The sequence below is a fragment of the Leucobacter sp. gxy201 genome (assembly GCF_051043335.1).
GTDB lineage: Bacteria > Actinomycetota > Actinomycetes > Actinomycetales > Microbacteriaceae > Leucobacter.
Window position 1 is genome coordinate 229,780 of record NZ_JAMXWS010000002.1, and the last position, 13,705, is coordinate 243,484.

General features: G+C 65.6%; 10 protein-coding genes. 2 read left to right on the forward strand and 8 right to left on the reverse strand.

Going from position 1 to position 13,705, the window contains the following annotated elements; genetic code table 11:
- Positions 1-72: 72 nt before the first annotated feature.
- Positions 73-3,105, reverse strand: coding sequence for a family 43 glycosylhydrolase (locus NHL51_RS03945; RefSeq protein WP_434141866.1), 3,033 nt, complete (start codon positions 3,103-3,105; stop codon positions 73-75).
- Between the two features lie 629 nt (positions 3,106-3,734).
- Between NHL51_RS03945 and NHL51_RS03950 the strand changes: the two genes are divergently transcribed.
- Both NHL51_RS03950 and NHL51_RS03955 read left to right on the forward strand, forming a co-directional pair.
- On the forward strand, positions 3,735-5,129 hold the full coding sequence (locus NHL51_RS03950) for an amidase (RefSeq protein ID WP_434141867.1): 1,395 nt from the start codon (positions 3,735-3,737) through the stop codon (positions 5,127-5,129).
- A gap of 126 nt (positions 5,130-5,255) precedes the next feature.
- Complete coding sequence (locus NHL51_RS03955) at positions 5,256-6,338, forward strand: ABC transporter ATP-binding protein (protein WP_434141868.1); 1,083 nt, start codon at positions 5,256-5,258, stop codon at positions 6,336-6,338.
- A gap of 75 nt (positions 6,339-6,413) precedes the next feature.
- Here the strand turns inward: NHL51_RS03955 and NHL51_RS03960 are convergent, their stop codons facing one another.
- The 7 genes from NHL51_RS03960 to NHL51_RS03990 all read right to left on the reverse strand — a co-directional run bounded on the left by NHL51_RS03960 (position 6,414) and on the right by NHL51_RS03990 (position 13,704).
- Positions 6,414-7,475, reverse strand: a complete 1,062-nt coding sequence (locus NHL51_RS03960) for a Gfo/Idh/MocA family protein (protein ID WP_434141869.1) — start codon at positions 7,473-7,475, stop codon at positions 6,414-6,416.
- A complete protein-coding gene (locus tag NHL51_RS03965; protein WP_434141870.1) occupies positions 7,472-8,488 on the reverse strand; it encodes a Gfo/Idh/MocA family protein in 1,017 nt (338 codons plus the stop codon). The genes NHL51_RS03960 and NHL51_RS03965 overlap by 4 nt, the downstream gene beginning before the upstream one ends.
- A gap of 263 nt (positions 8,489-8,751) precedes the next feature.
- Positions 8,752-9,648, reverse strand: coding sequence for an inositol monophosphatase family protein (locus NHL51_RS03970; RefSeq protein ID WP_434141871.1), 897 nt, complete (start codon positions 9,646-9,648; stop codon positions 8,752-8,754).
- Positions 9,645-10,400, reverse strand: coding sequence for a GntR family transcriptional regulator (locus NHL51_RS03975; RefSeq protein WP_434141872.1), 756 nt, complete (start codon positions 10,398-10,400; stop codon positions 9,645-9,647). Before NHL51_RS03975 ends, NHL51_RS03970 begins: the two co-directional genes overlap by 4 nt.
- 131 nt (positions 10,401-10,531) lie before the next feature.
- Positions 10,532-11,722 (reverse strand): ABC transporter substrate-binding protein, encoded by a 1,191-nt coding sequence (locus tag NHL51_RS03980; protein ID WP_434141873.1) that lies wholly within the window; start codon positions 11,720-11,722, stop codon positions 10,532-10,534.
- Positions 11,723-11,770: 48 nt separating this feature from the next.
- A complete protein-coding gene (locus NHL51_RS03985; RefSeq protein ID WP_434141874.1) occupies positions 11,771-12,607 on the reverse strand; it encodes an inositol monophosphatase family protein in 837 nt (278 codons plus the stop codon).
- Positions 12,607-13,704 carry an ABC transporter ATP-binding protein gene (locus NHL51_RS03990; RefSeq protein ID WP_434141875.1) on the reverse strand — a complete coding sequence of 366 codons (1,098 nt, stop codon included), beginning with the start codon at positions 13,702-13,704 and terminating at the stop codon, positions 12,607-12,609. The genes NHL51_RS03985 and NHL51_RS03990 overlap by 1 nt, the downstream gene beginning before the upstream one ends.
- Between the last annotated feature and the right edge of the window lies 1 nt (position 13,705).

The window sequence follows — 13,705 nt, forward strand, 5'->3', positions numbered from 1 at the left end:
CGAAAGTGCGCGGGTGCCGGTGCGGTCACCGCAGCGATGACCACACCGGCACCTCGGCTATACCCCCGGAACCTATGCCCGGTTCACACGCCGACGACGCAGCAGCCACGCGGCCACCCCGAGAAGCACGAGCGCCCCGCCAGCAACAGCAGCGCCTCCCGCACCATCAGCACCGGTCGCGGCCAACCGATCTCCGGTGCCCTGGACACCAGAAACGGTGTCACCGTGAGCCCCAGTGCTGGCACTGCCAGCACCAGCACCAGCACTGCCAACACCACCGTTCACACCATCGGCACCACTCGAGGCCCCGCCACTATCAGCGACACCACCACCGGCGCTGCCACCGTTGCCGCCGTCAGCACCACCGTTGCCGCCGTCAGCACCACCGTTGCCACCATCAGCACCACCGTTGCCACCATCAGCACCACTGTTGCCGCCATCAGCACCGCCGTTACCGCCGTCAGCACCGCCGTTGTTCGAATCGTCGACTGCGGCAAAAGCCCAGTTGTCGACCTCGACCAAGTCAGTCTCGCCGTCTACGCCCTCAGGGGCCTCGAAGACGAAGAATACATCGTGTTCCCCTTCAGCGCCGGTCACGTCGGCCGTCACCGTGGTCCACTCGCCTACCGCGCCCGTGACCGGAATCTCGGAGATAACGGCACCGTCGACATTGTCGAGACGCACCTGGATGCTGGCACCTTCGACGAGCGGCTTGACCTTCGCCGACACGCTCTTTGCGCCAGTTCCGAAGTCCACTCCCGCGATCCCTGCAAAATCACCGTCATCGACGCTTGATAGCACCAGGTTGCCACTGCCATTGTGCTCCGGGAACTCTGCAGACTCGACCTCCGTCTTGTCCATGCTGAGGCCCAATTGCCAGGCAAGCGTTTCAGCCTCAAAGGTGCGATACGGGTCGAAGCTCTCGACCTGCTCGACACCGGCGCGCGTGCCCTCAACAGGCTTGATCGTGCCATCCTCGTTGAACTCGAGCTTGTCGATGTGCACCGAACGGTAGCCCTGGGTCGCACCCGGAGTACCAAGGGCCTCAGCCCATGCTGCGCCGCGCGTCTGCGCGTGGTACGTCAGGTATGTCTCCCCCTTGTAATTGAACATGTCGGAATGGTTATTGCCACCATTGCCTGCACCAAAGAACGTGCCCTGGTTCTGGAAGGCAACTCCCGCATACTTGGATGCGCTCAGATCCATTGGATCGTCGGTCATCATGTATGCGATCGCTCCACGCTCCGGGTACTTGCCCGGCTCCGCCTCCACCTGGAAGTTCGAAGAGTACGAGTAGTAGTACTTGCCGTCTCGCTTGAACATGCTCGATGCCTCGAACATGCCGGGGGCGTCAATCTCGACCGGATCGCCATCGAGGGTGACCATGTCGTCTTTCAGCTTCGCCACGCGGGTCGATTTCGGGTTCTGCGGCCCCTGCACATTCGGCTCCGTGCCGATCTGTGAGTTGCCGCCGAAGTAGAGGTATCCCTGGCCGTCATCGTCAATGAACACCTCAGGGTCGAAGAGCCACATGCCGGCGGGGAAGCCACCCGAAGCGATGTAGTCTGCGGAGACCGTGTCGGGAATGATCTTCTTGCCGAGCGGGTCAGTCCAAGGCCCGAGCGGTGAGCCGCCAATGGTCACAGCTGTTCCGCTGCCGTTGTCGCAGAAGTACAGGTAGACCTTCCCGTCCTTCTCAATCGCGGCGGGTGCCCACGAGTTGCTGGACCAGGGCAGTGCCCCGTCAGCCCTGGAGATCGGAATCGAACCGTGGTCGACCCAGTTGACCATGTCGCTTGTCGACATCACATTCAAACGCGTGATCGCCCCGTATCCGTTTGACTGGGTGGGCAGCCCGTTCTCGTCTTTCGAGTTCGCCTCGTACTGCTGGGTGTCATCCGTCGAGTAGATGTAGAGCCGATCCTTATACACAAGGTGGTGCGGGTCGGCACCGAACTTGTGGCCCACGAGTGGATTGTGGTCGCCGATCGGTTTAGTCTGCACCTTCTCGAGAGTGGTGAACTCAGGTGCTGGCGGAGCATCGGCGATCTTGACCAGCGACAGCTCGTCCACCTTGAAATCTTGCAGCGCGTTCGATCCCCAGGGCGTCTCTACAAAGAACCAGTCGGCCGCTGCGTGCTTGGCCTCCGCGGTGAACTCTTGCGCGAACGCACCCCATTCACCCTGGTTGAAGGTGTGACCATAGTCGGCACAGCCGTTGAAGTTTGACGGGCAGAACGTGAAATTAAACTGCTGCGTTGCATTACCGGAGTCGTACTTCAGCTTTCCACTCATCCGATAACTTGCACCCACTTCTAAAGCGCCAGCGACGCTAGCAAATGGGCCCGACTGCGTGTTTTCGCGCTCGCTCACCTGCAGGGAGTGAGCGCCACTCGCTGCGTCATCGCTGAGCGCGAGGATGCCACCACGGGTCGATGACCAGCCCGTGAAGTCTGACGCAAATCGGCCGTCTGGAAGAAGATTGCCGGGAACCGCCGGAGGCTCAGCCGCAGAGGTGCCACCGCCACCCGCGCTGAGTGAAAAGTCATCGATAACAAACGACTGCACACTCGTGTTCCACGGGGTTTCGAGGAACAGCACATCGTACTCTGCGGCAAGCGGTGTAAAGGTCTCGGTGATGGTGGCCCATTCACCAGCCGCTGCGGTCACCGAAGACACAACATCGCATTTGCTTCGTGATGAGGTACACAGAACCGCATTGAAATCCTGCGTTTCCGGTGCCCCTTCTGCAGCTGCGTACTTCAGAGAAACCGACAGGTTATAGCTCGCGTCGGTCGTGAGCTTTCCTGTCACTGTGGCGGCCGGGCCCGACTGGAAGCCCGTCCGTTCGCTGATCTCAAGCGCTCCCTGCCCTGTTTTGGCGTCAGCACTCGCGGCTAACGTGCCACCGAACGGCGCTGTCCAGCCTGCTATTCCACTTTCAAACGTGCCGTTCGGCACTATCTCGATCGACTCCGCGAAGGCCGCCGCGCCGAAACTTCCGGCCGTAAACGACGAAGCGATGAGCGCCCCGACACCGAGCAGCGACGCAGTACGCGCCAGGTGCCCTTGAGGCCGATACCGGCGTCCAGTTATTGATTCCACTTGATTCTCCTATTCACTGTGTGGATCATTGGCTCGGCCGCGCAACAGCAGCCGCGGTCACCAGAAGCCGCGCGAGTGGCGGCGGGCGCAGGACGCTCGGTCACGGAGCGCGCTTCGCCCGGGGATGCAATTGGCAAGTTGTCCTTGGCGCGGCGACATATTGCGGCGCGGCACATCGCGACACACCGCATCGCGACACACCGCATCGCAGTGCGACGAGCGGCACACCTGAGCGCGGCGCGGCGAGGCGCACGGCCTCTCGGCACACGTCGACATATGTCGACGTGGCGCTGGGCATCACAGCACGGCACGACACCCGCTGCAAGCTGGGTCGGCTCTGGGTTAGGGGGACGCTCATGAATGTCTTCCTCGACGCGGCTGGGAACTATCCCGGATCTGTTATCGCTCACAATCTTTGTGAGCGATAACAGCAAGTCCTGACCCTGAAGTCTAACGAAGTCGGCGTGTCTTGACTAGGGTGGCCCGGGGCGGCACCGGGCGACTTCGGACAGACCGGGGCACCCCAGGGCGGCCCCGAACAGACCAGAAGCCACCCCGAACAGACCAGGAGCAGCCCCGCGGCACGAGAAAACCGTGACGCGCGACGGCGCGGTCAATACAGTGGAGCCATGAACGAACTGCCCCGATCAGCGATCGAACTCCGCGACGCCCTGCGCAGCGGCGATATCACCGCAACCGAGGCCGCCGAAGCGACTCTTGCGCGCATCGCAGCGCGGCCCGAACTCGGTGCGTTCATCGCCCTCACTGCCGAACGCGCCCTCGAAGAGGCGCGCGCCGCTGACACACGCTTCGCGGCGACCTCCCCCGATGCTCGGGCACAGCTGCCGCCGCTCCACGGCTTCCCCCTCGCACACAAGGATCTGCTCGAGGTGGCCGGGGCCCCAACGAGCTACGGCACCGCCGCCATGCCAACCACGGTCGCTGAGAACGACGCCCCCGGGGTCGCGGCGCTGCGAGCGGCAGGCGCGATCTCGCTCGGCAAAACCCAGGTGCCAGAACTCGGCCTGAACGCCTACTCCGAGAACCTCGTCGCCGCCCCCGCACGCAACCCGCTCGATCTTTCGCGCACACCCGGTGGCTCATCCGGTGGCAGCGCCGCGGCTGTCGCGGGCGGCATTCTCGCCGCGGCTCCCGGGAATGACGGCGGCGGCTCCGTGCGTATTCCCGCCCTCGCGTGCGGCCTCGTCGGGTTAAAGCCCGGCCTCGGTGCGATCGAGACCGACCTCGCCGAGGGCCCGGTCGACGCCTTCGGCGCGCCACGGCTCGTCGTCTCGGGCCCCCTCGCACACAACGCCCTCGACGCCGCCATGCTCTACGACGCCATGCGAGGCGAACAGGGCCGCGGCGCCGCGGCCACCCTGTCCGGTGTGCGCGACGCCGACGCACTCACGAGCCTCCGCATCGGCCTCAGCACCGCATCGCCGTTTGAGGCGGCGCATCCGACGCCGCTCTCCCCCGAAGCACGCGAAGCATGGCGCATCGCTGCGGACCGCCTCGCCGCCCGTGGACACCACGTCGAAGACGCCCGCTTCACCTACGACCCGCGCTACCCCGAGATCTTCGGGCACTGCTGGATGGCCGGGCTCTCCCTGCTGCCACTCCCCGAGGGTGCCGATATCCTACTCACCGATTTCACGAGATTCTTCAGGGATCGCGCCCTCGCCCGCACCACCGAAGAGCATTTCGCGGCGGCCGCCACGCTCACACAGATCGCCGCCGACTTCCGCACCCAGTGGGGCGAGTACGATGCCGTGCTCACACCCGGGCTCGCCGCAGCGCCGCCCGAGATCGGCGCGTTCATGCGCCTCGCCCCCGAAGACGACTACCGCGCACAGTGCGAATGGACACCCTTCACCTCGATGGTCAACGTCGCGGGCCTCCCCGCGATCGCCGTGCCGACGCTGCAACTGCCCGGCGGCCTCTCGATGGGCGCGCAGCTCATCGGACGCCGCGGCTCGGAGCCGCAACTCCTGCAGCTCGCCGCCCAGCTCATGGAGAAATGAGTCTCGGCGATCCCTGGAGAAAGTGCTAACCTGAACCCGGCCCAACGACGGGCCGCGGCGGCCGCATAGACCGCCGTTCACTTCACTACGGATCGTCCGGCACGTACCTGCCGGTGGAGGAAAATCATGGCAACTGTTGCGTTCGAAAATATCAGCTGCGTCTACCCCGGGGCCACGAGGCCCTCGGTCGACGACCTCAATCTCGACATCGCGGATGGCGAGTTCCTCGTACTCGTCGGGCCCTCGGGCTGCGGCAAGTCGACCACGCTGCGCATGCTCGCCGGCCTCGAAGAGGCCAGCTCGGGCCGCATCACCATCGGCGACCGCGACGTCACGCAGACGCCGCCGAAGGATCGCGACATCGCGATGGTGTTCCAGAACTACGCGCTCTACCCGCACATGACGGTCGCCGAGAACATGGGCTTCGCCCTGAAGATCGCCGGCGTCTCGAAGGAGGAGCGCCGGGCCCGCGTCGAAGAGGCCGCGAAGATGCTCGACCTCGAGGAGTACCTCGACCGCAAGCCGAAGGCGCTCTCGGGCGGCCAGCGCCAGCGCGTCGCGATGGGCCGCGCGATCGTGCGCTCGCCCCAGGTGTTCCTGATGGACGAGCCGCTGTCGAACCTCGACGCCAAGCTGCGCGTGCAGACCCGCACCCAGATCGCGTCCCTGCAGCGCCGTCTCGGAGTCACGACCGTATACGTCACCCACGACCAGACCGAGGCCCTCACCATGGGCGACCGCATCGCCGTGCTGAACGCCGGCAAGCTGCAGCAGGTCGGCACCCCGAGCGAACTCTACGAGACCCCGAACAACGTGTTCGTGGCGGGCTTCATCGGCTCGCCGTCGATGAACCTGCTGCCGGTCGACCTCACCGCCGACGGCGCGAAGCTCGGCGACGCGCTCCTGCCGGTGCCCGCCGCGACCCTCGCCGCGACCACCGGATCGACCGCGACCCTCGGCGTGCGCCCCGAAGACCTCGTCGTCGGCCCGGCCGGCGGCCCCGGCATCCAGGTGCAGATCGATCTCGTCGAAGAGCTCGGCGCCGACGGCTACCTCTACGGCCACATCGCCGGCGCCTCCGAGCGCATCGAGATCGTGTCGCGCGTCGACGGCCGCAACCACCCCGTCGCCGGCGAGGTCGTCACCCTCACGCCGAACGCGTCGCACCTGCACCTCTTCGACGCGGAGACCGGGCTGCGCGTCTCGTAACCAGTGCTCGGCAGGGGTCGCAGCATGCGCGACGATCCCTGCCGAGACGCGATCCTTGCCGAGCGGCAGGCCCTGCTACGGCAGCGGATCGCCCATGAGTTCGCGCGCCCGCTCCATGAGGGCGACCGTCTCGAGCGTCCGGTCGAGCGGGCGCAGCGGCGACTCGGCGAGACCCGCGTCGAGGCAGCGCGCGACCTCGAGCGCCTCCCAGAAGAGCTGGGTATGCGCGAGCGCGGGCTCGTCGTAGCGCAGTTCGCCGCCGTCGTGGAACCGCACGACGACCGGGCCGGGCTGGTAGAACGGCCCGTCGAGCACGAGGGTCGCCTCGGCGCCCGCGACATATGCGCGGGTCGGGGTGTCGGCCAGCATCGTCGCGGCGACGGCGGCCTGCCGACCGGTTCTCGTCTCGAGCAGCGCATGGAACTGGCCGACCGCCCCGCTCGCGTGCCGCGGCCCGCTCGCCGACCGCACCTGCACGCCGGGCAGCATCTCGTTCGCGAACATCATCACGTAGCTGCCGATGTCGTTCATGGCGCCGCCGCCCTGCGCCGGGTCCATCGCCCGATGGTGGTCGACGAGACGCTCGCCCAACTCGGCCGACACCTGCACGAGTTCGCCGAGCATGCCGCTCTCGATGATCTGCCGCACGACCGAATAGCGCGGCAGCGCCAGCGTCCAGACGGCCTCCATCGCGAAGAGCCCCTTCGCACGGGCGAGGGCGACGAGGCGTTCGGTGTCGGCGAGACGCGGGGTCATCGGCTTCTCGACGAGCACGGGCTTGCCGGCCTCGAGCGCGAGCGTCGCATGCGCGAGGTGCTCGAGGTGACCGGTCGCGACGTAGACGACGTCGACGTCAGCGGCGACCAGGTCTTCGTAGCTGCCGCAGGCCTCGGGTATGCCGTGCTCCGCCGCGAACTCCTCGGCGCGGGCGGTGCTGCGCGACCCGACGGCGACGACCCGCTGGTTCGTGTGCTGCTGCAGGGCCTCGACGAAGCGGGCGGCGATCCAGCCGGTGCCGAGAACGGCCCAGCGCTTGACCGGGCCGGCCAGCGGGTCGGGCACGCGCGGTTGGGGCATGACGCGAGCGGGCGAGGAGCCCGAGAGCGCAGTGCCGGCGGGCGCGGCGCTCGCGGTCATCGGGCAACCGCCGATCCCTGGGTGTCCTCGACCTGCACGAACGCCCCGCCGCTGCGCATCGACGCGACCGCGGCCGCGGCGACCCGGGTCGCGATCGCGCCGTCCTCGACCGTGGCGAGCGTCGGCGCGCGGCCCTCGTTCAGCGCGGTCACCCACTCCTGCAGCTCGAGGCGGTAGGCCTCTGCGAAGCGGGGGCGGAAGTCTTCGGGGATGCCCGTGCGCGTCGACAGCCCGGTCGCGACGGCGAGCCGGTGCGGCTCGGTGATGGCGACGGTGCCGGTCTCGCAGACGACCTCGCAGCGCATGTCGTAGCCGTAGCGGGCGTTGAGGAAGACCTCGACGGTCGAGAGCGCGCCGTCGGCGGTGCGCAGCAGGAGGAGGAAGGGGTCGCGCAACACGCCCGCCGTGCTCGACGGGGTGCTCGGGGCGTGCCAGCTCACCTCGGTGACCGGGGAGTCGAGCAGCCAGGGCACGAGGTCGAGATCATGGATGGCCGAGTTGAAGATGACCGTCTCGTCGGTGGCGCCGGGGCCCGAGGTCACCCCTCGGCCGATCGAGTGCACCATGACGGGGCGGCCGTGCGCGCCGCTCGCGACCTCGCGCTTCTGCGCGAGGTAATCGGGGTCGAAGCGGCGCATGAAGCCCTGGTGCACGAGAGCGGTGCCGCCGTTCACCGCGGCACGGTGGGCGTCGACGACCCGGGTCGCGTCCTCGACCGAATACGACAGCGGCTTCTCGCAGAGCGTCGGCTTGCCCGCGGCGATGCAGGCGAGAGTCTGCTCGGCGTGCAGAAAATCAGGCGACGCGATGAGCACGGCGTCGACGTCGGGGTGGTCGATGAGATCCTGCGCGTTGTCGAATGCGAGGCAGCCGGGGATCGCGGCCGCCGCGGCCCGGGCCCGCTCCATATCGGCATCGGCGACGGCTGCGACCGTCGCCCCCGAGACCTCGGAGTGCAGGCACTGGGCGTGGAAGGCGCCCATCACGCCGGTGCCGATGATGCCGATTCTCATGGTGGTGCTCCTTCGCGCGGCGACCGGGTCACCGGTGCGTCCCGTTTGTGCTGACAAACTGTTCGATTCGAATCTAGCCGCTGGTGGGCTCTCGCTCAAGCAGAACTTGGAGCGCTCCAGAAGTTCTATGTTCTCGGCGCTGGCGCTTCCACCGACCAACCGCCAGGGCCTGGGGACGATGCCGAGGAAGCGCTCGAGAGGAACCTGTGCCGACGGAGCGACGATGGAGTGATGGAGCTCCGCCGGCACAGGTGGTTTTGAGGTCAGAGTTCGTCACGGCCGCTCTGGAACTGGACCAGCTCATCGAGTGCGGGGAAACGTGCGCCGGCAACCGTTCCGACGTAGTTTCCGCAGTAGTGGTCGCGCCTCGGGTCGACGAGTTCGCCGTTGGCGTAGGCCCGATATTCGCCTCCGGCCCGGCGGAGGATGAATGCCCCTGCCGCGACGTCCCACGAATTCGCGCCGAGGTTCAGTACGGCGTCCGCCCACCCGGCAGCGAGGTAGCACATACCCATAGCGCCGCTACCGAGGCAGCGGACCGTAGCGAAATCCTCGGTCATCTGCCGGAACTGCTGCATGGCTTCGTCAGGCGCCCAGACGAGATCACGCGGCCACGGGAAGTGCGATATCACCGTAGCGCATCCCGGCTCGGTGCGCCCGCGAGCATGCAGCTCCTGCGTGCCGTTGAGCCATGCTCCGCCCTCATCCGCTGAGAACATCTGCTCGGCAACCGGGTCGTAGACCACACCCGCCACGATCTCGCCGTCGACCTCGGCTCCGATGCATATGCACCAGAGCGCCAAACCGGTCGCGTAGGCAGCCGTGCCGTCGATGGGATCGACGTGCCAGACGAGACGGGCGTTCTCCGCACCGATGGCGCCGCCTTCCTCGCCCAGCACGGCCGAGCCGGGGTGGCGCTCCAGCAGCACCCGGCGAATCGTCTCTTCGCTGCGGGAGTCGTACTCGGTGACGAGGTCGTGCTTGTCGCTCTTCTCGGAGACCGCGAGATTCGGAAGCCGAAAGCCGGCTAAAGCTTCGACTGCGCCGTCGCGGGCCGCAATCTCAGCAGAAATTCGAAGTGCAACAGTGTCCATACTCGGCATTGAGCCCTTCCTGATTCCTTGCTCTGCACCGCTTGCGGCCCCCTCTTCACGCGTCACGGCGAGGCGATCCCTCGAAGACGATCGTTCTCGGGGTGATTATGATGCGATGAATACTCGTACTGACACCTGGAGTTGAACGAACGGCGTTCTTCTTGAATCACCGGTGTACCCTCCGGAATGCCCATGAATCGCGCCGTGTCGCCCATCGCGAGAACCGCCCGGAACTCGAATTCGGCATGGTGGATGCGCACACCGCTCTCGCGGAGGAGTGCTTCCATGCTCTCGGTTTCCAGTCGTTCCGGCTCGAACGCCACGTACTCGGAGAGCACCCAGTTCTCGAGCACGGCGACGGGTTCATCGTTCGCGCTGCGGTGACGCAGAATATGCACGACAGAGGCCCCCGGCGGGAACTCGCTCAGTTCAGCAAACTCATCATCGACTGTCATCTCCTCGAAGGTCAGCACCTTCGAAAGCGGCTTCCTGGCCGATGCCGAGATCGCGTCGAAGAGAGTGGCGAAGCTGCCCGGTGTACGGCTGATCGGCGCAGCGTGCACGATCCGTGTGCCCTTGCCACGACCGCGTTCGCGCGCCACGATGCCGCGCTCCTCAAGCTTGCCCATCGCTCGCCGGAGTGTCGACCGTGCCACTCCGAACCCGGCGCAGAGCTCGTTCTCGGATGGAAGCAGGGCATCGCGCGAGAGCCTGGCCGACCGCAGGGCATGGTCGAACTGGAAGACGATCTGCAAATACAACGGAATGGAACTCGTATGGTCCACAGGCCGAAAGGTCTCTTCGAATACTGCTCTCACGCCATGTCCCTTTCGGCTTCGATACCGATCAATGATCAGCGGGGGTTTCTTCCAGCCGAGTACTTCGACGTACTCATGTGAGACTGTAGCGGGGCCGCTTTCCGACCCCGCCACAACCATCATCGGCGAGGTCAGCGGTTCGAGCGCCAGAAGTCCTGCCAGAAAACGGTGTTCTTATAGTCGTCTTCGAGATACTCCGTGCTGAAGGGCTGCGCCTCGTCGGCGATCAGCGGATCGAGCCCGTAGGCATCCTCGGGCGCGACGACATCGGGATTGTAGGAGCGCTTGCCGTCGGGCATGATGAACTCCATGCCCTCCTGCGAGGTCGCGAAGTGGATGTACAGCTTCGCAGCGTTCGGGCTCTTCGACTTCGATGCGTAGGCCATCGTCTGCGGCATGGGCCCGGCGACGTAGGGGTCGAGACCTGCGCAGGGGGCCATCTGATAGCCCTTCTCATCATTGTTGCGGAGCTTCGCGGCGGAGGTCTGGCCGACCGGCGGCGCCTCTTGACCGGGCGCGCCGACGGCCTCCGAGACCTCTTCGTCGCTCTTGAACACCGCCGCATTCGGGGCGAGACGCTTCAGCCACTCGTGGAACGCGGTCTCCTCCTCGGTCTCGAGCGGTTCGCCGTAGTGCTCCTCGTAGGCCTTCGCCCACGCATCGGCATGGTCGCGCGCCGACTGGTTCCAGATGTTCGTATACATCGCCCGCGCTTCAGGATCAGGGATCGCGACTTTGCCCTTCCACTCGTCATCGGTGAGCTCCCAGATGTTCGATACGGGGCAGGTGTCACCGTACGTCTCCGAGTTGTACATCCACCACAGCCAGTTTCCGCTCGTCAGGTACGGGTAGCGAGCGTCTTCGGGCAGCTTGTCATAGACGTCGCCCGGCACCCAGTTCGTGAGGATGCCGTCGCGCAGCAGCTCGGAGTAGAAGGCGGGCGGCTCGGAGATCGCGAGCACATCGGCGATGATGTTGCCCGAGTCGTGCTCGCGCTTGACCTTGTCGATCGCGTTCGTCTCGATCTTCACGCCCTCGGCATCGATGCCGTACTTCTCGGTGAACGCTTCGGTGATCTGCGTGACCTTGCCGGTCTCGTCGTAGACCGTGATCGGGCCTTCCTTCTGCGCCGCAGCGACGAGCTCATCGAGGTCGAAGCCCTCCTTCGTCTCATCGGGCTGCAATTCGACCTGCTGCTTCTCGTCCTTCTGCGCCTCGCCGCCACCGTCTACCCCGGGAGGGGCGCATGCGGTCACCCCCAGCCCGAGGGCCAGCAGCAGGCCGGCGGAGGCCCCCAGGCGTCGCGTCATCGTCTTACTCATCTTCGAGCTCCTTACTGTCTTTCTGTTGAGGTTGTAGGTGATGAAATCTCAGTACCCGACCGGGAGCGGCCGTTTGCTCTGGGTGCGCATGATCTCTTCGAGGATCGGGTAATCACCGCCGGGAATCGTGGCGTAGTAGTGCGGGTTCTCATAGTCGCGGCGCTCCGGCAGGCGCTCGCCATCACCGTACGTGGAATACATGCCGCCGGCTTGACGGATGATGAACGCCGACGCGGCGACATCCCATGAATGCGCCTCGAATGAAATGGTCGCGTCGACCCATCCGGCAGCGACCCAACACAGGGTGATGCAGCTGCTGCCGAGCGCGCGCACCTGCGCGAACTGATTCGTCACCGAGGCGAACTGTTCGAGTGCGAGTTCGGGGTAATGAACGAGATCGCGAGGCAGCGGATAGTTCATCACGACGGTCGCCTGCTCGGCTGCGGGGAACCCCCAGCTGTGCATCGGCTCGTCGTTCAGGAACGCACCGCGATCATCAGCCCAGAACATGTGGTCGTTCGCAGGGTCGTAGACCACCCCCACGACCATCTCCCCGTCGAGCGCGATACCGATGCTCACGGCCCACATCGCGATCCCGCGAGCGAAGTTCGCCGTGCCGTCGATCGGATCGATATGCCACGACAGCGGGCCCGATCCTTCGCTCGCGCCTTCTTCCTCGCCCACGATCGTGGAATCCGGGTACGCCGTCAAGATCGCGCCGCGGATATGCTCCTCGCAGGCCCGATCGTACTTCGTGACCATGTCGTGGAAATCGGCCTTCACATCGATGCCGAGGTCCCGGTTACGGAATCCCTCCATCGCGATCGCTCCGGCCTCGCGGGCGATACGGAGCGTGAACTCGCTGAGCTCTTGGATGTTCGTCATTACTGGGCTACCTCTACTCGCTGATCATTCGTATCGAACACATGGACCTGGCTGCCGTTCGCGACGAGCTCGATGTCGTCACCGGTCTGCAGCTCGCCCCGCTGCAATGTCGTCGCGTACACCCGCTGACCGCCCACCGAAGCCTCGACCGTCCACGAACCGCCAGTAGGCATCACCGACTCCACCCGGCCGGGCAGTACCAGCCCGCCCGGCACCCGCGCGGGGTTCGGCTGCTCGACCGCAAGCGTCTCGGGGCGCACGCCCACCGAACCAATCCCACCGGCAGCAACACCGTGGGCTTCCACGAACACAGCAGCGTGAGCCTGCTGCGGCGATGCCTCGCCCATCTCGATGAAGTTCATCGGGGGCACTCCGAGGAAGTTCGCCACGAAACGGTTCACGGGACGGTCGTAGATGTCCATCGGGGAGCCCACCTGCTGCAGCACGCCCTGATTCATCACCGCGACCCGGGTCGCGAGCGTCATCGCTTCCCACTGATCGTGTGTGACGAACACGACCGTTGCATTGAACTCTTCATGAATGCGCTTCAACTCGGCTCGCATCTCCAGGCGCAGACGCGAATCCAGATTCGAGAGCGGTTCGTCTAGCAGCATCAGCTGCGGGTTCACGGCGAGCATGCGCGCCAACGCGACCCGCTGCTGCTGTCCGCCCGACAGCTGGGCCGGATATCGATCCACGTACGGGGCGATACCGAGCTTCTGCGTCATCTTCGTAACGCGTTCGGCGCGTTCCGCCTTGGACACCTTGCGCAGCTTCAGCCCGTAATCCACATTGTCCGCGACCGATAGGTGCGGCCACAGCGCGTAGCTCTGAAACACGAGACCGATATCCCGCTTCTCGGGCGGCACGAACCTGTTCGCCTTCGGCTCGTCCACGACGGTGTCACCGATCGCGATTCTGCCGTCGGTGATGTTCTCAAGACCCGCGATCATGCGCACCGTCGTCGTCTTGCCGCAGCCCGAGGGCCCGAGCAGACACATGAAGTCGCCGTCGTTAATAGTGAGGTCGAGGTCCTCGACCGCATTGGTGTCTCCGCCATAGTTCTTGACGACACCGTCAAGTGTGATCGTGGGCATA